The 24081-nt window shown below is 27.6% G+C and carries 26 protein-coding genes; 12 read left to right on the top strand and 14 right to left on the bottom strand.

All coding sequences use genetic code 11. The features are described 5' to 3' along the window. Positions 1-244 precede the first annotated feature (244 nt). A complete protein-coding gene (locus AC2TEO_RS03440) occupies positions 245-439 on the top strand; it encodes a hypothetical protein (RefSeq protein WP_442266767.1) in 195 nt (64 codons plus the stop codon). 24 nt (positions 440-463) lie between these two features. Then, positions 464-688 carry a hypothetical protein gene (locus tag AC2TEO_RS03435; protein ID WP_442266766.1) on the top strand — a complete coding sequence of 75 codons (225 nt, stop codon included), beginning with the start codon at positions 464-466 and terminating at the stop codon, positions 686-688. Between the two features lie 94 nt (positions 689-782). On the opposite strand, the gene AC2TEO_RS03430 is transcribed toward AC2TEO_RS03435, so the two are convergent. From AC2TEO_RS03430 to AC2TEO_RS03405, 6 genes are all read right to left on the bottom strand, one after another. Then, entirely contained in the window at positions 783-2573 is a 1791-nt protein-coding gene (locus AC2TEO_RS03430) for a DUF885 domain-containing protein (RefSeq protein ID WP_442266765.1), read from the bottom strand. Positions 2574-2653: 80 nt separating this feature from the next. Beyond that, the gene (locus AC2TEO_RS03425) at positions 2654-3658 is read right to left on the bottom strand and encodes a transglutaminase domain-containing protein (protein WP_442266764.1); all 1005 of its coding nucleotides are present in this window, start codon (positions 3656-3658) and stop codon (positions 2654-2656) included. Continuing rightward, positions 3658-4362 (bottom strand): carboxypeptidase-like regulatory domain-containing protein, encoded by a 705-nt coding sequence (locus AC2TEO_RS03420; protein WP_442266763.1) that lies wholly within the window; start codon positions 4360-4362, stop codon positions 3658-3660. Before AC2TEO_RS03420 ends, AC2TEO_RS03425 begins: the two co-directional genes overlap by 1 nt. 115 nt (positions 4363-4477) lie before the next feature. Further along, positions 4478-5797 carry a hypothetical protein gene (locus tag AC2TEO_RS03415; RefSeq protein ID WP_442266762.1) on the bottom strand — a complete coding sequence of 440 codons (1320 nt, stop codon included), beginning with the start codon at positions 5795-5797 and terminating at the stop codon, positions 4478-4480. A 303-nt stretch (positions 5798-6100) separates the two neighbouring features. After that, positions 6101-7987, bottom strand: a complete 1887-nt coding sequence (gene htpG / locus AC2TEO_RS03410) for a molecular chaperone HtpG (protein ID WP_442266761.1) — start codon at positions 7985-7987, stop codon at positions 6101-6103. A 77-nt stretch (positions 7988-8064) separates the two neighbouring features. Then, positions 8065-9312, bottom strand: coding sequence for an MFS transporter (locus tag AC2TEO_RS03405; protein ID WP_442266760.1), 1248 nt, complete (start codon positions 9310-9312; stop codon positions 8065-8067). A gap of 234 nt (positions 9313-9546) precedes the next feature. On the opposite strand from AC2TEO_RS03405, the gene AC2TEO_RS03400 reads away from it, so the two are divergent. Next, positions 9547-10554 carry a 3-oxoacyl-ACP synthase III family protein gene (locus AC2TEO_RS03400; RefSeq protein WP_442266759.1) on the top strand — a complete coding sequence of 336 codons (1008 nt, stop codon included), beginning with the start codon at positions 9547-9549 and terminating at the stop codon, positions 10552-10554. A gap of 53 nt (positions 10555-10607) precedes the next feature. Here the strand turns inward: AC2TEO_RS03400 and AC2TEO_RS03395 are convergent, their stop codons facing one another. Genes AC2TEO_RS03395 through AC2TEO_RS03385 form a run of 3 tightly spaced genes read right to left on the bottom strand, consistent with a single transcriptional unit; the run spans position 10608 to position 12226 of the window. Continuing rightward, positions 10608-11303, bottom strand: a complete 696-nt coding sequence (locus AC2TEO_RS03395) for a cyclase family protein (protein WP_442266758.1) — start codon at positions 11301-11303, stop codon at positions 10608-10610. Further along, entirely contained in the window at positions 11296-11847 is a 552-nt protein-coding gene (locus AC2TEO_RS03390) for an acyl-CoA thioesterase (RefSeq protein WP_442266757.1), read from the bottom strand. Before AC2TEO_RS03390 ends, AC2TEO_RS03395 begins: the two co-directional genes overlap by 8 nt. Next, entirely contained in the window at positions 11840-12226 is a 387-nt protein-coding gene (locus AC2TEO_RS03385) for a 6-phosphogluconate dehydrogenase (RefSeq protein WP_442266756.1), read from the bottom strand. The genes AC2TEO_RS03390 and AC2TEO_RS03385 overlap by 8 nt, the downstream gene beginning before the upstream one ends. A gap of 213 nt (positions 12227-12439) precedes the next feature. Here AC2TEO_RS03385 and AC2TEO_RS03380 point away from each other — a divergent pair, with 213 nt between their 5' ends. The 6 genes from AC2TEO_RS03380 (at position 12440) to AC2TEO_RS03355 (ending at position 17713) form a co-directional block, all read left to right on the top strand. After that, complete coding sequence (locus AC2TEO_RS03380) at positions 12440-12973, top strand: ankyrin repeat domain-containing protein (RefSeq protein WP_442266755.1); 534 nt, start codon at positions 12440-12442, stop codon at positions 12971-12973. A gap of 3 nt (positions 12974-12976) precedes the next feature. Further along, the gene (locus AC2TEO_RS03375) at positions 12977-13726 is read left to right on the top strand and encodes a T9SS type A sorting domain-containing protein (protein ID WP_442266754.1); all 750 of its coding nucleotides are present in this window, start codon (positions 12977-12979) and stop codon (positions 13724-13726) included. Positions 13727-13815: 89 nt separating this feature from the next. Next, entirely contained in the window at positions 13816-14991 is a 1176-nt protein-coding gene (locus AC2TEO_RS03370) for a GlmU family protein (RefSeq protein ID WP_442266753.1), read from the top strand. 30 nt (positions 14992-15021) lie between these two features. After that, positions 15022-15390, top strand: coding sequence for a hypothetical protein (locus tag AC2TEO_RS03365; RefSeq protein WP_442266752.1), 369 nt, complete (start codon positions 15022-15024; stop codon positions 15388-15390). 203 nt (positions 15391-15593) lie between these two features. Beyond that, positions 15594-16769 carry a hypothetical protein gene (locus AC2TEO_RS03360; protein WP_442266751.1) on the top strand — a complete coding sequence of 392 codons (1176 nt, stop codon included), beginning with the start codon at positions 15594-15596 and terminating at the stop codon, positions 16767-16769. A 410-nt stretch (positions 16770-17179) separates the two neighbouring features. Further along, positions 17180-17713, top strand: coding sequence for a hypothetical protein (locus AC2TEO_RS03355; protein WP_442266750.1), 534 nt, complete (start codon positions 17180-17182; stop codon positions 17711-17713). Positions 17714-17785: 72 nt separating this feature from the next. Here AC2TEO_RS03355 and AC2TEO_RS03350 read toward each other — a convergent pair whose 3' ends face one another. Beyond that, a complete protein-coding gene (locus tag AC2TEO_RS03350; protein WP_442266749.1) occupies positions 17786-18493 on the bottom strand; it encodes a LytR/AlgR family response regulator transcription factor in 708 nt (235 codons plus the stop codon). A gap of 5 nt (positions 18494-18498) precedes the next feature. Beyond that, positions 18499-19542 (bottom strand): sensor histidine kinase, encoded by a 1044-nt coding sequence (locus AC2TEO_RS03345; protein ID WP_442266748.1) that lies wholly within the window; start codon positions 19540-19542, stop codon positions 18499-18501. A 210-nt stretch (positions 19543-19752) separates the two neighbouring features. Between AC2TEO_RS03345 and AC2TEO_RS03340 the strand changes: the two genes are divergently transcribed. Beyond that, complete coding sequence (locus AC2TEO_RS03340; RefSeq protein ID WP_442266747.1) at positions 19753-20628, top strand: DUF5694 domain-containing protein; 876 nt, start codon at positions 19753-19755, stop codon at positions 20626-20628. Between the two features lie 14 nt (positions 20629-20642). Further along, the gene (locus tag AC2TEO_RS03335) at positions 20643-21485 is read left to right on the top strand and encodes a DUF5694 domain-containing protein (protein WP_442266746.1); all 843 of its coding nucleotides are present in this window, start codon (positions 20643-20645) and stop codon (positions 21483-21485) included. A gap of 60 nt (positions 21486-21545) precedes the next feature. Here the strand turns inward: AC2TEO_RS03335 and AC2TEO_RS03330 are convergent, their stop codons facing one another. Next, positions 21546-21920: a LysM peptidoglycan-binding domain-containing protein gene (locus AC2TEO_RS03330; RefSeq protein WP_442266745.1), complete on the bottom strand. Its 375-nt coding sequence runs from the start codon at positions 21918-21920 to the stop codon at positions 21546-21548. Positions 21921-22004: 84 nt separating this feature from the next. On the opposite strand from AC2TEO_RS03330, the gene AC2TEO_RS03325 reads away from it, so the two are divergent. Then, positions 22005-22604: an outer membrane beta-barrel protein gene (locus tag AC2TEO_RS03325; protein ID WP_442266744.1), complete on the top strand. Its 600-nt coding sequence runs from the start codon at positions 22005-22007 to the stop codon at positions 22602-22604. A 104-nt stretch (positions 22605-22708) separates the two neighbouring features. Here the strand turns inward: AC2TEO_RS03325 and AC2TEO_RS03320 are convergent, their stop codons facing one another. Both AC2TEO_RS03320 and AC2TEO_RS03315 read right to left on the bottom strand, forming a co-directional pair. Next, entirely contained in the window at positions 22709-23659 is a 951-nt protein-coding gene (locus tag AC2TEO_RS03320) for a hypothetical protein (protein WP_442266743.1), read from the bottom strand. A gap of 21 nt (positions 23660-23680) precedes the next feature. Then, positions 23681-24067, bottom strand: coding sequence for a hypothetical protein (locus AC2TEO_RS03315; RefSeq protein WP_442266742.1), 387 nt, complete (start codon positions 24065-24067; stop codon positions 23681-23683). Positions 24068-24081: the final 14 nt, after the last annotated feature.

The following is a 24081-nucleotide window of genomic DNA, read 5'->3' as shown; positions in this document are numbered from 1 at the left end:
ATATAGGTTTTATAAAGAATAGCGATAGAACTATTGTATTTGCTGAGGTTAAGAGATTTAACTTGCCTAAATTTATAAAACTATGCATACACTTTTTGCAAACCTTAAATAGTTGATTTTTCTTTGAATCGAAAAGGAAATTATTGCAAGACATTCCCAACATTATTTTTCGCGAAAAAAGACATTAATAACCTCGTGTCTTTAAAATAAGTGAGGTTCTTATTTTAAACTAAAGATTATAAAAATGAAAAAATCAATATTAAACTTAGGAAAAGCACTAAGCAAAGAAAGTCAACAACAAATAAAAGGAGGAAGATTAAGAAACCCTGATGAAAGTCCTGGAGGAAATCCATGTGGATTTATGACATGTATGAATCAGTTTGGAAGATGTGCTATGTGTTCTTTTGAAGAATGGTATGCTAATGAATGGGGAATGTAATGTATAAATTATAAAAACTTAAATATGAAAAAATCAATATTAACTTTAGGAAAATTAATAAGTAAAGAATCTCAAAAAGAGATAAAAGGAGGAACAAGACCTCCAGTTTGTATACCAGGTACATGCTATTCTTCTAGCCAGTCGAATGTACTTTCAATGGGAAATATAAACGGAACACCATGTGGAGTTTTTTTTGGAACTAAAATTTGTAAAGGAACCATTTTAAATAATCAGTGTTGTTTGAATTAAATTCTACGGTTATACAAGATTTAATTTATTTATATTAAACATAAAAGAGAAGTTATTAAACTTCTCTTTTTCTTTAATTTTTATAAAATCATCTTTATTTTAAAGAGGTAATCCATTTATCAATTTTAGCTTCTAATAAGGCTAATGGGATACATCCAGTTTCTAAAACTTGATTGTGAAATTGTCGAATATCAAATTTATCCCCTAATTCTCTTTTAGCTTTAGCACGTAATTCAAGAATTTTTAGCTGCCCTATTTTATATGATAAAGCTTGGCCTGGATTTGCCATATAGCGCTCAATTTCAGAAATGATACTAGCCTCACTTTCTGCTTCATTATCTAAAGAATATTGAATAGCTCTTTCACGACTCCATCCTTTTGAATGTAACCCAGTATCAACAACTAAACGAATTGCTCTATGCATTTCCATTCCTAACATTCCAAAATATTGATAAGGATCTGTATATAATCCTAATTCTTTACCTAAGTTTTCGGTGTATAAAGCCCAGCCTTCACCATAAGCACTATACCATAGAGTTTTTCTGAAATCTGGCAAATCTTCATTTTCTTGAGTTAAAGAAATTTGATAGTGATGTCCAGGTATTGCTTCATGTAAGAATAAAGCTTCATCAGAAAAAACATTGTATTTAGTTGCATCTGGAATTGGAGTATAAAATACACCAGGACGTGTGCCGTCTAATGAACCAGGGTTATATTCTGCACTTGCAGAAGCTTCTCTAAACTTCTCAGTTTGTTTAACAATAAAACCTGTTTTAGGTTTGTTGTCGAATAACTTTTCTAACTGAGGTTTCATTTTTTTATGAATAGTATTAAAGTTATCAATAATTTGCTGAGGTTCTGAGTAAGGCATTAATTTTTTATTATTTCTTACATAATTGAAAAATGCTTTTAAATCACCTTCAAAACCAACTTCCTTTTTTACTTTTTCCATTTCAGATAAAATTCTAGCAACTTCTTTTAAACCTAACTCATGAATTTCATCAGCAGTCATAGTTGTAGTAGTATAATTTTTTATTGAATGTTTGTAATATTCTTTTCCATTTGGAACAGCATCAATTCCACTAGTATCTAAACCAGCATTTAAATATTGTGTTTTTAAAAAATCATACATTTTTTTAAAAGAAGGAATTAGTTTATCATTTAAAATTATAGAAGCTTGTTTTTTAATTGTTTTAATATCAGTAGCATCTAACTCTTGCGGAATACTTTTAAAAGGAGTATTAAATAAATGCAGATCAATTTTAGTTTCTGCTAAAACTTTAAACTGAGGAATTACTTTTTTTATTAAAGATTTTGGTAATACAAAACCTTCTTTAATTCCTTGTTTCATTCTTTCTTGAGCCGTTTGTAGCCAAGTATGATAACCTTCTAATCGTTTTATCCAATTATAATAATCCTGAGCTGTTTTAAAAGGTTGTGCAGAACTTCCACTAGCTAGTTGACCAACAGTTAGATTGATTGTCCACATTTGATTAATTGGAAGTAACTGATCATTTTTAAAACTCATTTGTTTTAACATCATATCACAATCCCAAGCAAGTACAGCTTTACTCATTTGCTGACTTTCAGTTAAAGAATCTGTAGAGAAATCATTAAGTTTAGTTTTATATGTTGTGAAGAAATCTTTTGCTTTTAAAGCGTATGAATCAGATAAAAAATTAGGGAATTTATCGTTAAAACGATAATCTCCTGCATAAGTTGCGTTTATTGGATTTAATTCTAATTTCCCTTCATTATATTCTTTTAAAAGTTTATTAAAAGCTGTATTGGGAATAGAAGTTTTAATAATTTCTTTTTTAGGTTCAGTTTTACAAGAAACAAGTACTAAAGTAAATGAAACTAGTGAAAAGACTAATTTTCTCATTAAATAATTTATTTGTGATACTTAACAAATATAGGAAAAGTAATAAAGGATGCTTTAAATGTTAACAAAACCTATATTATTTATTCAACATAAACAGAATAAGAAACTAAAATTTCATTATTTATTTTTAAATGAATATCATAACTTCCCTTTTTTTGAAATAAAGCTTCAAATTTTAATGAATCATTTTTTATTCTGACATTTCGTAGTTTAAGTTTTTTTTCGGTATTACTAGCATCATAATAGATTAAAGAAATTTTATTTGTATTAACAGGTTTTATAGTTTTAAATTTAAATTGTAAAGATTTATTTTTTGTTGCTTTTGTATATAGATTTTCTGGAAGAATAGGTGTTATTTTATATTTATAAGCGGAATTATATATAAGTGGAGCAGAAGTAAATTGATCACTAGTTTGTTTAATATTAAGTAACCATTTTTTATCAATAGGATGATGGTTCTTGGCAAATAATAGGGGAGAAGTTAAAAAAAAGCCATCATTGTAATCATTTAAAAATTTAAAATTTTCATCTGCATATCCGCTAGCCCAAGTTGCATCACATAAATACCACTTATTATTTAGTTTAATGGCATTCCATGTGTGATTAGGAATGCCAAGGTTTTCTACATTAGAATTTGTGTTTCTTCCATATCCATCAATCATCTTACATTCCAAGCCAGAAATAAAAGCCATTTGTTGAAGAAGATAAGCGTATCCAGTACAAATTGTTTTTTGTTGTTCTAGTAGTTTTTTAAAAACTTTTTTCTTGTATTTGTTATGCCATTTTTTGTAACTCTTAGGTGAGTTTTTATATTTTTTACGTTTTTTACTTATTATTAGAAAACTATTATGATCATTACTAATGTTATTACATATCCAAAAATAAATCGCTCTAAACTTTTCTACGTCTGTATTTAACTTATTGGTTAGTTTATAAGTTAATAAAGGAAGATTTTTAATACTTTCTCCCTTTAATAATTTTGCTGTATTATCGGCTACGGTAAAATTTATATGATTGAAATCTGAAACTTGCGGATAAAATTTTATAGTAAATAAGAAAATTAAAAGTAGAATATACTGTTTCATTATTCTTTTAATTTTCTTTTCCAGAATTTCTTTTTAGAAGTGAATACTTTTTTAACTGTCACTTCTCCTAGTAATAAACAATTATTTGATTCCATTTTGACATTCAATTCTAAATTAGTCAAATATTTCTGGTTTTCAATAACAATTTTTTTAGAATCCATACCAATAAAGCTAAATATTAAAACATCTCCTTTCTTTAGCTTTTTAGGAAAATCAAAATGTCCTTCAATATTTGTTTCTGTTCCTATAGTAGATCCTTCTAAATAAATAGAAATACCAGGAAGTGGACCAGTTTCATCAGAAACAAATCCTTTTACTTTAAATGTTGGTTGTTTAGTGTTAACCCCTTTAGTTTTAATTTGTATAGGAGTTATTTCTGTAGGAGTTTTAATTTGTTGAGCTTCAATATTATTATAAGTAAATAAAGAAAGTATTGTTAGTCCTAAACTTTTTAAAAAATGATTTGTTTTGTTATTTTGATATTCTATAAATGGAGAAGAAATTTGACGATTTAAAAATTGACCGCATGTTTTTTGATTTGAGTTTTTTTTGAAATATTGAATTATTTCTTTAGAACTCATACCGGTAAAATCTATAACTTCTTTATTACAAGAGTTACAGAAACCACCAGAATTTGTTTTTGTAAATTCACTAAATTTTTGTGAGCAAGGTTTTTTAATTTCTAAGGTAATTTTATTTTTCATAGCGTTATATAATTTAAGTTTAAATCTTTTCAAACTTAAATTATATAACAAAATACCAAAACAACGAATGAGTGATTATGTGTTTTGGTTTAGTAAAAATAAAGTGTTGTTAAATTTAGTTTTTATAATACCAAAAAGGAATATCAATTATATTTTCATTAATTTCAGATTCATCTTTTTTAGAAAAGTTAATTCTTGTAACTCTCAAATTGTGTTTTCCTTCTGGTATATTTTTTAATGGAAGAATGGTTTCAAAACCTAATAAATCGTTCACTTTAGTAGCAATAAAATCAGTTTCAATTTTTGTGTCATCAATCATCAGGCTATATACTTTTTTAAAGGTATTTAAATATTCTGTTTGTAAAGAATTTAAATCTTCCTTGTTTTTAGCTCTTCGAATTGTTATTATCTTACTTTTCATTCCTCTAGAGTCTTTTTCAGGAACTAAAGTTTTATTCTTTTTTAGAATAATATTTTCAATTCTACTATTGTACACAATAAATACTTTTAAGTAAGTATCATTTACAATTCTAGATTGTATGGCAACATCTCTTACAAAGTCATCGTCTTCCAGTAAATTAAGATAGTTGTTTTTGTATGCGTAATTTGTATTAGATCGAGTGTAATTATCAAAAAAATTTGATTGAGTATTTTCAATAGTACTTATAGTAATTATTAGTAAATAAGCTGGAATTAAGAAAAACAAGATGCGTTTTCCGAATTTATTATCTAAAAAATTATAAACTAAATGTCTATATAAAAAAGATAAAGTTATAATACTAAAGAATCTATAAATTGGAAAATATAAAGTTGAAGTCCACTTTTTCTTTTTTAAACCACCCTGAGTTATAAAATCAATGAAAACAATAAGTCCACCTGTTATTATTGTAAATATAATACTACCACCAATTACTTCTTGAGTATATGTTGGTTCACTAGTCGGACTAAATAAAAAACCGATAACTATTCCAGGGATAATTATACATATGAAGAATGCTAAAAAATAGAATAGAACGATAAATGTTAAAGCAAAAATTATACTGCATAAATCTTCCAAGTTAGAAACATATTTGTCGTACGGACCTACTTTTTTTTCTAAATAGTTGGTGAATTTTTTACTGTAGTTTAGTTTGTCGTAATCTATTTCTCCAGAAATATATCGTAAACCAATAGCTCCAATCCAAATACCTCTTAAGATTACATGAATAATAAGGTTTAAAATAAGTATAGAACTGAATATTAATAAAACAAAGTAGAAAAATTCATAAGGACTATCTACAGCACCAGCTTCTCTTAATCTTTTCCTAAGTGGAAAAAAAGCATTGAATAAACCTAATACAGCAAAACCAGAAATTAATAATTCCAATTGCCAACTTTCTTGTTGGAGTTTATCTAACCATTGTTTAAACTTGATACTAGTGTAATTGCTTTTCATAGTTTTTATAGATTAGTATTGGTTTAGGTCGCAATGTTACAAAAAAACTCGTTTCGTAAATAGTCTAATCTTTATAAAGTAATGAGTCTAAATTTTGAATTAAAATATTTTTATGACGATCATATAAAATAGTTCTTTCTTTTAAATTAATACATACTTATCGCAATTCTTTTATCATCTATTAATGTTACATTAAAAGGTTTATAATATTCCTTAATGTTTTGGATTTTTAATTTTTAAGAAATAAAAAAATCTCTTCGTTATTCACAAAGAGATTTTTATAGTTTTATAAAAGTTTTAACCTTATTTAATTAAACTATAAGAACGTTTAATAAAGTTTGTTAATTCTTCACCATGTAATAAGTTCTGAGATAATTTAGCTAAATCAAAAGCTTGAGAAATTAATTCTTTTTGTTTTGATTCATCGGCATTTAAAATATCAGATACTAATTCATGATTTGTATTTACCACAAGGTTATACATTTCTGGCATATTACCCATTCCCATCATTCCGCCACCAGTTGCACTCATTTCTTTCATTCTACGCATAAATTCTGGAACAGTAATTAAGAATGGAGAAGCAGTAGAATCCATAGCTTCTAATTGAACTGTATAACTTGAATTGTTAACAGCACCTTCTATAACTGGTTTTAATTTCTCTTTTTCTTCATCTGAAAGTTTAGAAATTACAGTATCATCTTTCTTAATTAAATTATCTACATGGTCTGCATCTACACGCTTAAATTGTAATTTAGCATCGCCAGAAGATGTTTCTAATTTTTGCATTAAATGCGAAACAATTGGAGAGTCTAATAATAAAACCTCGTATCCTTTTGCTTTAGCGTCTTCAATGTAACTGTGTTGAGCATCTTTATTTGCTGCGTATAAAATGATATGATTTCCATCTTTATCAGTTTGAGAGTTTTTTGTTTTCTCAACTAACTCTTCGTAAGTAAAAAAAGTATCATTTACGGTAGGGTATAAGGCAAACTTCTTAGCTTTATCGAAGAATTTATCTTCAGATAACATACCATATTCTATAATTACCTTAATATCGTTCCATTTTTGTTCGAAATCTTCACGATCTTTTTTGAATAAAGAAGAAAGTTTATCAGCTACTTTTTTAGTAATATAACCAGAAATTTTCTTTACCGCTCCATCTGCTTGTAAATAAGAACGAGAAACGTTTAATGGAATATCTGGAGAATCAATAACTCCTTTTAGCATTTGTAAGAAATCAGGAACAATTCCTTCTACATTATCTGTTACAAATACTTGGTTTTGGTATAATTGAATTTTATCCTTTTGAATATCCATGTTTTGAGATAAACGCGGGAAATATAAAATACCAGTTAAGTTAAATGGATAATCAACATTTAAGTGAATATTGAATAAAGGTTCTTCGAATTGCATTGGATACAATTCTCTGTAGAAGTTTTTATAATCTTGATCTTCTAAATCAGCAGGCTTTTTTGTCCAAGCTGGATTTGTATTGTTGATGATGTTATCAACTTCTTTTGTTTCTGGTTTAGCATCTTCAGCAGCACCTTCAGGTAATGGTAACGTTTCAGTTTTAGTTCCGAATTTAATTGGAATTTGGTTAAAACGGTTGTATTTCGTTAATAATCCAGAGATTTTAGAATCTTCTAAGAAATCTTTTTCATCTTCAGAAATATGAAGAATAATTTCCGTTCCTCTTTCTGTTTTATCATGTGCTTCTAAAGTGTATTCAGGAGAACCATCACAAGTCCAGTGCGCAGCAGTTTCTTCTTTAAAAGACTTTGTAATTATTTCAACTTTATCTGCAACCATAAATGCAGAGTAGAAACCTAATCCGAAGTGACCAATTACACCAGTTTCATTATTAGAGTCTTTATATTTTTCTAAAAACTCTTCAGCACCAGAAAAAGCAATCTGATTGATGTATTTTTCAACTTCTTCTGCTGTCATACCTAAACCTTGATCTATGATATGAAGCGTTTTATTTTCTTTGTCGATTTTAATTTCTATTTGTGGATTGCCATATTCAACTTTAGCTTCTCCAATAGAAATTAAATGTTTTAGTTTAGTTGTTGCATCTGTAGCATTTGAAATTAACTCACGTAAGAAAATTTCATGATCTGAATACAAGAATTTTTTAATTAGCGGGAAAATATTTTCCACCGATACATTAATACTTCCTTTACTCATAATAATATGTGTTTGATTTTTTATTCTAAATTTTCAAGGTTAGCTTTTCAAAAAAAATACCAAATATTAAAAAAATGTCAGGTTGACAGGAATTTATTTTTTGATTTTAAAGAATCGTTAAATAATATAGAAGCAAATAAACCTATTAAAGAGCTAACTAAGAAGAAAATAAATAAGTATTGATAAGCCAAGACACCTCCAACTTCATCCAAATAATAACCTTCAATTGGACCTAAAAAAACATCAGGAGAAAAACCAACAACAGATAAAATACCCACAACTGTACCAGTCATGGTAATAGGAATTCTAGCTTCTTCTAACACAGTAAAATATAAAACTCTTAAAGTGTAAGCTCCAATTAAAGAACTTATTAAAGGAAGTAGTAAAGTGAAATGTGGGATATATATATTAAAAATAAAAAGCAAACTACCTAAAACCATTGTAGAAAAACCAATAACCAACCATTTAGAAGGATTAGAATTTTTGGCAAAGAATATTACAAGTAAACAAATAACAGGTCTTATATACGATATAAAAGTTCCTAATTCAGCAGATTCTTTAGAATTATATCCATAAATTTCACTAGCATATTGTGTGAAAATATCAGCAATTCTAAAGCCTATATATGAAGTTAAAACAATAATCATTAATATCCATATAACAGGATAACGTAAAGCTTTTAATATGTTATATTGATGTTTATTATTTGTTTTTATTTTGGAATGATCACCAAAATTAGGAAGTAATAACATTAAAAAAGCGACTAACATTATTAGTGCAGAAGTTATTAAATAAACTTTATTCATAGCACTTTGTAAAAATAATTTAGAATAACTTTCATCAGTAATAGATGATAAAATAACTACTCCCATTGTGCCTATTAAAGCAGCTACAATTCCTCTACCACCTTCTAATAATCCAAAACCGAGAATTTGATTTTTTTTACCACCCCAAAGACGAGTTGCTTTAACTAATGGAGACCAAAATAGAAGTATTGTTGTAATTCCCCAGTAAATGTATAATATATATAAAGTTGAAAGAAAAGGGTAGTAAACCCAAGCAAACCCACCTAAACCAGTTAAAAATAAAGCAATGCTCATTAAATACTTTAATTGAAATTTATCAGCAATAAGGCCTCCAAAAAAGTAAGAAATCATTGCTGTAATTCCATATAAAGTATAACAAATTCCAATATCTTTATTGGTAATGTTAAAAGCATTTAAAAATGTTGGCCTAAAAATTCTAAGTAAAACAAAAGGCAATGCATAAATAATTTCTGCAGCTAAAATCAAAAAAATAATTTGTATTGCTTTTTTGTAGTTCATTAAACTAGTGTGATAAATTTTTGTTTTTATCTTAAAAATTGAGGCGATAAATAAAGGTAAAAAAAATATAGCAAATAAAAAGTTTTTATTTTCATTCGAGTTTAAGTTCATCGTTATTCTACTGACATGATGGCATTTTATGAATTTTGTCTTTTAACATTTTTGTAGAAAAATGATAAAATTCATACTTTTACAGGCTTTTTATTTGCAAACAACAAAATTATAACTTTACATATGTATAATTCAAAAATTACGGGTTTAGGATATTATGTTCCTGAAAATGTTGTTACTAATGACGATTTAACCCAATGGATGGAGACAAGTGATGAATGGATTCAAGAAAGAACAGGAATTAAAGAACGTCGTTGGATTGACCCTAAAACTGAAGATACTACAGCTGTTATGGGAGCTAAGGCTGCTAGAATAGCTATTGAAAGAGCTGGATTAACTAAAGATGATATTGATTTTATCATTTTTGCTACTTTAAGTCCAGATATGTATTTCCCAGGTGGTGGAGTACAAATTCAAGACATGTTAGATATGCCTACTATTGGCGCATTAGATGTGCGTAACCAATGTTCTGGCTTTATTTATTCTTTATCAGTTGCAGATCAATTTATTAAAACAGGTATGTATAAAAACATTCTTGTAATTGGGTCCGAAAATCATTCAGGAGGTTTAGAAAAATCAACAAGAGGTAGGGGTGTTACTGTAATTTTTGGTGATGGAGCTGGAGCAGCAGTATTATCTAGAACAGAAGAAAAGGGGAAAGGTATTTTATCTTCTCATTTACATTCTGAAGGTAAACATGCAAGAGAGCTAGCTTTAATAGGACCATCAACAAATCGTTGGGTTCCCGAAATAATTGAAGCTAATGATCCAGAAGACACTTCTTATTATCCACATATGAATGGACAGTTTGTATTTAAACATGCTGTAGTTCGTTTCTCTGAAGCTATAATTGAAGGATTAACTGCAAATGGATTAGAGAAAGAAGATATTGATATGTTAATTCCTCATCAAGCTAACTTAAGAATTGCTCAATTTATTCAAAAGAAGTTCGGACTATCTAATGATAAAGTTTATAATAATATTATGCATTATGGTAATACTACTGCAGCTTCTATTATTATTGCTTTAACAGAAGCATGGGAGAATGATAAAATAAAGGAAGATGATTTAGTTGTTTTAGCAGCCTTTGGTAGTGGGTTTACTTGGGGATCAGTTGTGATTCGTTGGTAGATAACAACAAATAATATAAAAAAAGTCAAAGTTTAAATAAACTTTGACTTTTTTTATTCGTTAAAAATGGCAACAGCTCTTACGGGTGAACCAGTACCACCTCTTATTTTTAAAGGTAATGCTATAAAACGGAATCTTCCTCTACCAACAAGCTTATGAAGATTGATCATGTTTTCATAATGAGTAAATCCCATTTTTCCACAGATATAATGTACTTCTTTATTTGAAATTTTTGGAACTCCTGGTGACATAGTTTCTACGCCAAATGCTGAAATTTCCTGACTTCCTAACCATTTTGTACATTCAGCGGTTATTCCAGGTCCGTTTTCCCAATTTTCAGTATTGAAAGCTTTTCTATAATGATCTGTATAAATTAAAACAGTGTCTCCTTTATTTATAGATAAACTTTCTTTCTCTAATGCTTTTTCCAAATCATCTGAAGTAATTAATTCTTTAAACCCTTTGTAAGAAAGATCTAAACATATTCCTTCAGTATAAAACATGGATAAAGGCATAGTATCAATAGATTTTCCGACATGTTCTTTTGCCATGTGATTTATAGCGTCAACATGAGTACCTGTATGCTCTCCAAGTTCTAATTTGTATACAGCAGGAGTTTTGGTTGTAGGATTAATCTCGTTATTCCATTCTTCATGCGTATTATGTACCTGCATTTTTACTTGTGGTAAACTTTTAAATACAGGCATTCCTTCATATATCTCTTGGCTGAGATCTATTATTTCAACCATTTAACTCAATTTTCACGTTATATTTTTTTAAGTCTTTTAAATAATTCTCTGGAATAAAATCATCTCTATCAAATTCATTTTGTCTTATCTTTTTCATTTCTGTGCGTTTTATTGCTTTTAAAAAACGCCTTATTTCCAACTCATTATTTAAAATTAAACCAGGTACAGGTACATTTTTTCCATTATCATCTTTTGCAACCATAGTAAAATATGAAGAATTGCAATGTTTTACATTTCCTGATTGAATATGTTGTGATTCAACTCTAATTCCTACTACCATAGAAGTTTTTCCTACATAGTTAATAGAGGCTTTCATGGTTACTAGCTCACCAACTTCAATAGGATTTAAAAAATCTACAGTATCTACAGAAGCAGTAACACAGTATGTTGAAGAATATTTAGATGCACAAGCAAAAGCAATTTGATCCATTAAGTTTAAAATATAACCTCCATGAATTTTTCCACTAAAGTTAGCATGAGAGGGTAACATTAATTCAGAGATTGTAATTCTCGTATCTTCTACGTGTTTGTATGTTTTATTCATCTTTCTTAGATCTTAAACCACTAAAGTGAGGAGAGTTTTCTTCTTCTACTTTAGTTATAAAATATTTAGTATCACCAAGCCAAAAAAACTTTCCAAATCTTTCTTTATAGGTTAGTTTTACATATCGACCTTGATATTTTTGAAGATTTTTGATAGCTTCTTTTTCTTTATCTTCAACTGAAAAACTGAAAATTTGAGCTCCAGAGATACCTTGACTAATTTCTCCTTCCCATGTTTTAATAGTAATTCCTTTTCTGCTAAATTTTATTAACTCTCCAGAACGAACACCTTCACTGTATGGAACGTAATAAATAAAAGTGTAATAAGCCACAGCTATTAATAAAATAATTGAAAGAATTGTAAATAGAGTTTTTTTCATAAGACAAAATTATGATTAAAAATATTCCTATTTGGAGAGACGACAAAATAAAAAATTAATTAACCAATATTTAACGTAATTTTCAAAGCTGTTTTTTCCTTTTTAACCTTGTTTTTTTCTTCTTAAACAGATTTAATTTAATTAAAATCAGGTTTTTATTTATTTTCATTCCTGATGTTTAATTTAATAAAAACTATTACCAATTTATAAGAAATGAAAAACTATAGAATATTACAATTTACTCTTTTTTTATTATTAAGTATAAGTTCATATTCACAGGAAGAAAATAAAGATGTTTTTTCTGTAGCTAGATCTGGGAGTTTAGTAGAAATGAAAAAAATTTTAAAAGAAAAACCTGAATTAATTGATAAAAAAAATATGGCGGGTTATACACCGCTCATTTTGGCATGTTACAGTGGAAATAATGATGTAGCTAAATATATAGTAGATAAATCCAGTAATATTAATTTGAATAATGGTTATGGAACAGCGTTAATGGCTTCAGTTGTAAAAAAGAATGAAGAATTAGTAACATATTTATTATCTCACGAAGCAGATGTTAATATTTCAGATTCTAATGGAACTACTGCTTTACATTATGCTGTAATTTTTAATCTTAACCAAATTGCTGAAAAATTGATTAAATCTGGTGCTAAATACGATATAAAAGATAATCGAGGTAATACAGCTAAAGATTATGCAACTTTAAAAAACAATCAAAAATTATTAACTCTATTTAAAAGCTAAATTATGGTAAGAAAATTACTCGTCATCATTATATTAATTTCTAATATAACATTTGCTCAAACTTTTTCTACAGGAACTCAAGTTTTAAAAGATGATTTAAGTGTAAATATTGAAACGGATGCTACAACAACAACTTTAATTTTAACAGGACCTTCTAATGCTTGGTTTGCAGTTGGATTTGATAATAATGCTACTAATATGTTTAGTAGTACAGATGTATTCAGAACAGATGGAACAACAATCACAGATGCTAAAACTGTAGGTAATCAATTGCCTCCAGCTGATGCAAGTCAAGATTGGAACTTAGTTTCTAATACCGTCTCGGGAGGTATTAGAACAATAACAGCAACAAGAGCAAATAATACTGGTGATTCTAATGACTTTATTTTTAGTAATAATGTAGGAAGTATAGATATTATTTGGGCATTTGGAACATCAACGACATATGGTTATCATGGAGGTTCAAACAGAGGAGCAACTACTTTAGGTGTTACTTTAGGAAAAGAAGAATTTGAAACTTTAATTTTTGAAGCGTTTCCAAATCCAGTATCAAATAATATACAAATTAAATTACCTTTCGATGTAAATTCTGCTAAAATTAAAGTTTACGATTTCTCAGGTAGAATAATTAAATCAGGAAAAATTTCTCAGTTAGATAAAGAAATAGATTTTTCAGAAATAGGAGCAGGTTTTTATACACTTATTTTAGAATCTGAAGATAAATTAGGAATGAAAAAGATTTTAAAAAAGTAATATGAATTTATATAATTATATAAAAACCGATTGTAAATAACAATCGGTTTTTTATTGTAAGTTTGTGCTACTTCAAAAAAATAATTAAAATGAATTATATCTTATTTGATGGAGATGTGAGAACTTCTCTTTTACCTTTTACTTATACAAGACCAGTTGCAGATATAAGAGTAGGTATTTTAACGATTAGAGAAAAATGGGAAAAGTATTTAGGATTAACAACAACTACAATAACAGAAGAATATTTAGAAGATAAATATCCTATGGTAGAAATGGAAGAGAATATTATGTTAAACGCTTCTTTTTTGCCAACTTCTGAATTAGTAGATATGGTAAAAAAATTAAAGAAGAATGAAGCTATTTTTAAAGGAGAAGATGTTATTGCTTTTTATAGTGTAATAGAACAAGAAGAAGTTGATTTTAATAATTATACACAAATAGAGTTTGAAGAGAATATTATAAAAATTAATAATACCTGGGATATTTTCTCTAATAATGATGTAGCTATTCGTCAAGACTTCGAATTATTAACAGAAGGAAGAGAATCTCAACCTATTCCAGATACAGTTCAATGTATTGGAAAAGAAAATATTTTTATAGAGGAAGGAGCTAAATTAACTTTTGCAACTTTAAATGCTACCACAGGACCAATTTATATTGGGAAAAATGCTGAAATTATGGAGGGTGTTATGGTTCGAGGCGCTTTAGCAATGTGTGAGAACTCAGTCTTAAAGCTAGGAGCTAAAATATACGGAGCTACTACTTTAGGACCGTCTTGTAAAGTAGGAGGAGAGGTAAATAATTCAGTGTTTTTTGGTAATTCTAACAAAGGTCATGATGGTTATTTAGGAAATTCTGTGTTAGGAGAATGGTGTAATTTAGGGGCAGATACAAATAATTCTAACTTGAAAAATAATTATGCAGAAGTTAGATTATGGAATTATGAAACAGGTAGATTTGCTAAAACAGGATTGCAGTTTTGTGGTTTAATTATGGGAGATCACTCTAAATGTGGGATTAATACAATGTTTAATACAGGGACAGTTGTAGGAGTTTCTGCTAATATTTTTGGGAGCGGATTTCCTAGAAACTTTATACCATCATTTAGTTGGGGAGGTGCTTCTGGTTTTACTGAGTACAAAATGAGTAAGGTAAGTGAAGTTGCAGAAGTGGTTATGAAAAGAAGAAATGTTGTTTATGATGAACAAGAGCATAAAATTCTTTCAACTGTTTTTGAACAATCAAAACAATATAGAAATTATTAAGAGGACATTTTTTTGGGGATTTAAGTTATAATGAACAAGGAATATATAATAAAAGATATTTTAAATTTTATTTTAATAGATGGAAAAATTAATCAAGATGCATTAAGTTCTGATTTAATAAAAAATAAAGATAAAATTTTAAAATACCTGAATAATGGCTATAAAGTTTCTACAGTTTCAACTATTCAACAATGTGAAATTTGTAATAAACCCGCTGGTCCAATCAATTATTTTTCAGATGGATATTGGATTTGGCCAAAATGGTTAAATCACTATTTGACTGAACACAATATTAAATTTCCGAAAAAATTCCTAGAAAGAATGGAGTTGAATAATTACAATATTGATAAAAACTTTGTAAGACAAGTATTAGAAGATGATAATACAATCCTTGAATAATAAAAGTGATTAAAATCTTAGTATATTATTAAATAATGTTTTTTATTGATTTTAAAGCTGTTAGGTTTTAGGACGTAAGAGAAAATACAAATAAAATAAAGCTTGTTAACTTTAAGAATATGTGAAATTTAATTTTTTGGCACACTACTTGGTATTATGTAAGTGTATATCAAAATAATGATATGCATTTAAAATCAAATAGTATGAAGAAATTTGTTTTACTAGTTACGGGAATTTTATTAGCAATATTTTCAGCTAATGCGTCAGAAACGAGTGCAAATACAACAGCACGTTATTATAATTACGGTAAATCATTCATCTTTAACGAAGGAGGAGTAGAGTTTGCTGTATATCCAGACGGACAATTCGATTTTTATTTAAATAATTCAAGAGGAGGCGTAAACATAAACGTTAATGGACCAGGAGTTAATATTAGCTTTAATTCAGGTTACAATTACGATCCATTCGTACAATATGATGATTATGGAGCAGTAGTACAAATTGAAGATATTCCAATTTTTTATGACCACTACGGAAGAATTGCTCAAGCAGGAGATGTTTTCATACGTTACAATCGTTGGGGACGAGTATCTAGAGTTGGAGGATTATTTGTAAACTATAATACTTATGGAGATTTTTTAAACTGTTCAGGTTATATTAATAATTATAACAGATATTATGTATACAGGCCTTATCACAGATATTTTTCTGTACCAGTAGTAGATAGATGTGTAGTTTGGGATCGTCCTTATAGAAGATTTTATTCACCATACAGATTTTCTTATTCAGTATATAGAAACAATTATTACAATGGCTATTATGCAAGATCTTACAGAAATAGAGCTTACTGTAGACCAGGCGCAACGGTAACAAACTTCAATAGAGGTAGAAGGGTAGCTAATGCTAGAAATGTAAGATATAGATCTAGAGATAATAGAAGAACTATGTATCAAAGAAATGATCGTAATTACAGTAGAATTAACAGAAACAGCTCTAGAGTAGCTAGAAATACGAATAGAAGTATTGATAGATCTCGTACTATTACTAGAAACACAAGAATAGTTTCTAGAGATAGAGGAACAACTAGAAACATTTCTAGAAATAGAGCTCAAGTTAATACAAGAAATAGAAATTCTGTAGCGAACAAATCTAATTCTAAGAGTAGAACATACAAAAGCGTTACAAGAAAAGTTCAACCTAAAAAGACAAGAGGTTACTCTGAAACAAGAACAGCAAGTACAGTAAAAAGGGCTCAAAATACGAGATATAATAATAGAGGAAACTCTACAAGAACAAAAACTAAAGTTACTAGAAATGTAAGTTCTAATAGATTAAAAGGAAATACTTCAAGATCTAGAGTAGTAAGAAGTAGAAGATAGAAATAAGATCGTTATTTGAAGATTACTAAAAGGCCGCATTGTTATAATGTGGTTTTTTTATTTTTAAATTTTTATCATTAAAAAACCGAAACATATTTAGTGTTTCGGTTTTTAATTTTCTTAATCTTTTTCTTAACTGTTCATAGCAATATCCCCCTCCAGATTAATAGTAGTTGATACCTCCATTGTAATAGTTTTTAGTTAAATATATGTTAACAATAATGATGCCGAAATACACTTGTGCTCTTTTTTTTATCGTTTAAACACAAAAAAAATACATATATCACCTTTTTTTTCTAAAAACTTTGCAAAAAGCTCAATTTTGTAATGTGCAATATTATAGAGAGTTAAGCTCTGTAAAACTCGAAGTAGCTACTCGATAATTATTAATTAACCTACAAATAAAAAAAATGAATTCTCAAATTTTATACCCAGAATCTGTGTATGCATACAGAATTGGAAATGATAATAAAGTTACTATAGTAGCTAAAGGACATGAAGAAGGTTATTGTAATATAGAAATTACTCCATCTATGGCTACAATTTACCCACCTATATATATGGTTGTAGGGAGTCCATGTGCTGCAATTGGATATTTCCCTTATACAGTTCAGAAAACTGTTCCTTATTCAACAGATTTAGATTATATTCAATTTCAAACAGCTAATGGAACAGAAAGAATAGCAATTCATGATGTAATGGAGACTTTAGATAAAACTCCAAACATAGAATTATTAGCAAAAGCAGCTACAAATGATAATCAAGTTACTGGTTATGCTTATAATTCTTCAGATATTAATAAAGCAATAGATGATGCAATAGCTAAGTTAAGAAAGAAATTTCCTAGAGGAATTTCAGCAGAGTTAGTTTCATCAGGATTCGTTGCGGCTGGTTCTCCAGTAGGTATAGCTTTTTACTATGCTGTAATGGAGCAAAAATCATAAAACAGAATTTTTAGATTTGTTTAAACTCAACTTGTTTTAAAAGAGGTAATATGTGAGGTTTATTGCCTCTTTTTATAGTATAAACTTGTTGATACTATCGAAGAATTGCTTTTTATAAGTATCTCCAATAGGAAGGTTATTTCCGTTAGATAAATAAACAGTTAAAGAATCAGTTTTAATTACATGTTCTAAAGCTACAATATATGATTTATGAATTTTTACAAATTGTTTTGAAGAAAGCTCATTTTCAAAATGTTTTAAAGTATTGTAAGTAATAATTTGGTTTTCTTTAGTATGAATAGAAACGTAATTTTTTAAGCTTTCAACATAAATAATATCTTTGGTATAAATTCGCTCAAAATTATTTTTTCCATCAGTTTTTATAAAGGTAAACTGACCACTGTTTGTTGTTGTATTTTGAATTTCATTAGGTTTCACTTTTAAAATAGCGCTATAAAAACGTTCAAACTCAAAAGGTTTTAAAAGATAATCAACTGCATTTAACTCGTAACTTTCTATAGCAAATTGCGGATAAGCAGTTGTGAAGATCACATTAATTTTATCTTTTATGATTTTAGATAATTGTATTCCTGTTATGGTGGGCATTTGAATATCAAGAAATATTACATCTAACTCTTCTTTTTCAATAATGCCTAAAGCTTCTATTGGGTTTGTAGTAGCGGCAATTAATTCTAAAAAAGGAACTTTTTTTACATACGATTCTAATAATCGAATTGCAGGAGCTTCATCATCAACTAATAAACATCTTAACTTTTGCATCGCATTTATTTTTTTAAAGGGATTTGTAAATGAGTACTGTATTCTACATCATTTTCAGTAAAATCAAAAATATAATTATTATCAAATAAAAGAGATAAACGCTTTTTTAAATTTTCTCTACCAATTCCTTTAGAACTATAATGTTTAACGAAAGCAATTTTATTTTTAGTTTTTAATTCCAAATGATTTTCTGTTACTTCAATGTTTATTTCTGCAGGAAAACTCGGATCATTAACTATTCCGTGTTTGAAAATATTTTCAATAAAATGAATAAGCATTAACGAAGGGATTTCTTGGTTACCAATTTCTCCTTTAATAGATAAGTTTACAAATAAATTATCTTCAAAACGTTTTTCATAGAAATACATATAATCTTTAATAAACTTAATCTCATTATGTAAAGGCATATAGTCCTTTTGCGCTTCGTAAGTTAAATAGCGTAACAATTCTGACAATTTATGAATTCCTTTAGCTGTTTTTGGTTGTGTATCTGCTAATTCAGAATAAAAAACATTAAGTGTATTGAATAAAAAGTGAGGTTCTAATTGGTTTTTTAAAGCACCTAATTCTGCTTTTTGTTGTTCTAATTCTAACAAGTAAATTTTATCCTTATTTTTTAAAAACACAAAAAGTAAATAGATAAACGTACTAAAAAGAATAACTTTTAAACTATAGTATGAATTATCGAAAATATAATACCAAAAAGTACGACTTTGCTCAGAATAGTTGTGAAATCCTGTTATTGAGTATAAAATGATTTCTTCTAAAAAATAACGAATTATTGGAAAAATAAAGAATAAAGAAATTTGTCCTATAAAGAAATAGGAAAGATTTCTTTTCGCTAAAGTCTTCGGACAAATTACTTTAATATTTAAGACGTAAACACTAAAAAAAGTAATAAAATAAGTAGTAGTTAAAACAATTCCGAAAACATTAAACTGATTTATAAAAGTTTCATGCCCTAGTGTTACATACTTCCTGAAGATGTTCATAAACACAAGAACAAAACCAAAAAGGAAGTGATATTTAAGTTGATTCTTTATTTCCATACTTCAAATGTAGTTATTAAAGTTACGTTGCAAAGTTAGTTTACCATCTAATTCCTGTTTTTTAGGATGAACTCCAAAAACTACACAACGAAATCGAAAGTGTAAAAAAACAAGGAGTTTATACTGTAGAAAATGTACTTAGTGGAATTTTAAAAAATGCGGGTTAGATTAAAAATACTTTTGAAGTGTTGAATTTAAAAATCATACCTCATGTATATCAGAATTATTATAGTCACAATCTGTTTGCTAGGTCAAACAGTCTTTAGTCAGAAAAAATTAATAGAAGAACATTTTAAAGAAATTAAAACTTCAGATGTATTTATTTTAGGATCATTTCATTTTGCAAATCCAGGATTAGACACATATAAACAAAAGCATTCAGTGAATATTTTCTCTGAAAAAAAACAAGAAGAATTAAAAGAGCTATTAAAAACGATTAAAAAATTTGCACCAACAAAAATTGCTGTAGAGTGGAGAGCATCAAAACAAAAAAAGTTAGATTCTTTATACAATGCTTATTTAAAAGGAAATTTTAAACTGAAATCGAATGAAATTTATCAAATAGGATTCAGGTTGGGGAAATTGCTAGGTCACAAAAAAATATATGCTATAGATGCTTCTGCTAGAAATTTTAAAAGTGATTTAACGGAAAAAGAACACAAAGAAAAACAAGCTTATTTTATTAATAAGGCAGGTGGGAAAATGTTAAAAAGAGAAATGAATATAGATAAAACGTATTTCAGTTTATATGAAAAAGAAGACAAGTTAAAAACAGAGGTAAGCTTATTAGAATTTTTTAGAGTTTTAAATAATAAAGATGTCGTAAATCAAAGTCACGGACACTATTTGATCGGTGATTTTAAGATGGGAGAAGGTGAAAAAAATGATTATTACGGAGCAGATAAAGCAATATGGTGGTATAGTAGAAATTTAAGAATATTTCAAAACTTACTAAATATTAATATTCCAGGAGAAGATAAAGTTTTCGTATTGATAGGCGCAGGTCATTTACCAATTTTAAATTTTTTAGCTAAAGCTTCAGTAGATTTTAAAATGACAACATTAGAACAAGTTATTAACCAGTAAAAACATAAAGAAAGATGAAATTAATTAAGATTTTAACTATAGGGCAATTATTATTAGGAACATTAGGATTTAGTCAAGACATAAATTTTGAAGCAGATAGAAAAGAGTTAGAAAGTAAGGTTCAGAAGATAGAAGTTTTAAACTTTGGAACATTTCATATGGGAGAAACTTCAGATGAAAACAAAACTGAATTTGATGAGAATAATAAAGATAATCAAAAAGCTGTACACAAAATAGCAGCTATGCTTGCTAAGTTTAAACCAACAGTTATTTTAGTTGAAATGAGACCAGAATATGATGAAAAACTACAATCTTTATATAAGGAATATGTAAAGAATCCAAATATGAAGTTTAAAAATCCGAATGAAGTGGAATTATTAGCTTATGAATTAGGAAGATTATCTGGAACTAAAAGAATTTACGGAATCGATCATAAAATGAGTTATAACTATAAAATTGGAGGAGAAATTAATAATGAGATCGATAAAGAAATGTTGTATAAATATTATAAAAACCCAATTCCATTTCATACAAACCTTAAAGTTAATAGCGATAACCTAAGTTTACTTGATCAATTAAAATTATCTAACCACGATTTATATTTAGACTTTTTAATTACAGTGAATGCAGACATGTTAACACATGCAGGTACAAAAAACGGTTTTGAAGGAGCTGATGAAGCAGCAAAATATTATCAGAGAAACTTAAGAATGTATTCGAATTTAAACAGGATTAAATTAACAAAGGAAGATCGAGTTTTTATTTTAATGGGAGCAAGCCATACTGCATTTTTTAGAGATTTTATAAGTAGAAGTCCGAAATATAAAATGGTAAATACATTTGAGTATTTAAAGTAAAAAGAAAACCTCGCGAAATAGCGAGGTTTTTTTTATCGTAGTTGTTAGTAATTCTATTTGTTATAGGTTTGGAATAACTAACTCTTGTCCAGGATGAATTACATCTGCAGATTTTAAGATATTTGTGTTAGCTTCAAAAATTTCTTTGTATTTCATAGCATCGCCATAGTAATGTTTTGCTATTTTTCCTAGAGTTTCTCCACTTTGTACAGTGTGATTAGCATATACAGAAGTATCTTCAACAGAAATATCAGCAACAATATCAGCAGGAGCTTCGCCACCTACTTTTTTAATTTCATCCCAAAGAAGATTTTTCTCATATTGATTTTTTGCTGTACCAGAAATATGTAAAACTCCATTTTCTTCTTTTACATCTCCATTTTTAATTTCTAATTGTTCACCTAAGCTTAAAACACTTTGATACTTTGCTTTCATCGTTATTGTATTTTTTAATTAATTACTACCCTAAATATAAAAAAAATGATACTTTTGCCGCCTTAAAAATTAAAACAAATTATTATGAAAAAACTATTAATTGCTTTAGCAGCTGGTTTTATTGGTTTCACAAATTTAAATGCTCAAGAAAAAGAAGCTATTGGAGGCTTTGAAAAAGAAGATTTTTTTATCACAGGTAGTGTTAGTTATACAAATACATCAATCTCAGGTATTGATGATAGTTTAGGGAGTTTTACTATCGCACCTGCTGCAGGTTATTTTATTACTGAAAATTTAGCTTTACAGTTAGAGTTAAGTTATAATTCATTGGATATTATTAATGTAACAGGGTTTGCTAATTCTAGAGATACTTTTGGAGTTGCAGCTGGAGTAAACTATTTCTTTACTCCTGCACAAAGATTTTCTTTTACTTTAGAAGGAAATGTATTTTATGCTAACACTAGTGAAGACAATAATTTTAGTCCAGATACTAATACATTTGGAATCGTAGTTTCTCCTGGTATTAATTACTTTATTTCAAATTCTTTTGCTTTAAACGCTTCAGTTGGGGCTTTAGGATTTAATAGTTCTAAAGATGATATTGATGGAGCAAGAGCTAGAAATACTTTTGTGTTTAACATGAACTTATCAACTATTGCTTTAGGATTAACTTATAAATTCTAAAAGTATTTTAAATGAATTCTTAGTAAAGATAGCGAAGAATAACATTAAGCAAAAAGCAACGAAATTAATTTCGTTGCTTTTTTTATAAAGTGTTGTTAAAAAAATTAGTCTTCCCAATAAGGTTCTAGTGTTTTTTTGAAATGTTTTTCTAATTTTTTTAATTTCAAATTATTTGAAATCCAGTACGCTAGTAGATATAATTCGTATTGATATAATTCATCTTCATGGAAATTCGCAATTTTAATTTCTTCAATGAATTGTTCAATTCTTTTATCATTATCTTCATAATCATATAAATGAACTAAATCAAAATAATATTGTGCTAAAATTAATGTTTGGATGAAAGATGATTTAGTGTTTAATGTATTTAAATAAGTATTTAATTCCTCTTCAGAACCTCCCCATTTTGGTGATACAAAAGCAAAGTAATTAAAATTAATTTCAGTGTTATTAGGGAATTCCTGAACAACTGTTTCAAATAATTGATGAACTTCTTTTCTATTTACATCTATAGCTTTATATATTTTAAGTAGTGAAGCTACACTATTTGCATGAAAAGAATTTACTGTGGTGTTTTTATTGGTTTCTAAAAGAAGTGACTCTGCTTTTTTTAAATGTTTTTTAAAAGCAATTTGTTTTTGATTAGAGACAGTATCTATAGTGCCTCTGCCTCTAATTTCCCAAGCTTTATGGATTAATTGATAAGCCTTAATTATTCTTGGTAAATCATTTTGATTATCTTTTTGTAACCATTCATCACTAATTTCTAAATTTCCATATTGTCCTAAACTTTTAAATGCAAAAGAACGAAAACTAGGAGACATACTTTTTAGTGATTGTTCGACATTATTAAATTGTTTTGTATTGAAATAACTGATAATCTGTTTTAGTTTAGGATTGTTTAAATGACTGTACATTTTAAAATGATACTTTCCAATTTTATTTATAAGATTATCTATTGGACTAAATATTCCATATTTATCTAAAAAATATAATATTCCAAATCCTACTAATATCCATTTTACAATAGAATATTGATTGAAAAACTCTATCATAATAATTTTTTAATTTTAAAATTAAACTATTACTTTAATAATTTCATTTTCCAATTCATTAAAAGCTTTTTGTTGTGAAGGTGCAAGTAGTATTTCTTTTATTTTTCCAGTGACTATTTCAATTATATCTTTTCTCGCTTTTTGACTTTTGCCAAAGTATGCATTCATAATTGAATTAGGAATTATATGATTTATTTTTAGAGTATTGTCACTAATAAAATAAATTTTAATAGCATGCATATTACTTTTTTTTAGAACTATACATTTAGCCATTTCTCCATTAGTTTCAGTTCTCATTTCCCATCTATCATATTCTTTAGAGCAATCGAAATCAGATATGGTTTTAAGAGATTCAAATAGTGTGTCTAAAGAATTGTGTTGATTGTTAATGGTTATTAATTTTTCCATGATTATATACTTTG

The sequence above is a fragment of the Tenacibaculum aquaeponti genome (assembly GCF_057221555.1).
Note: the sequence above shows the minus strand (reverse complement) of the source record. Positions and strands in the feature narration are given on the sequence as shown.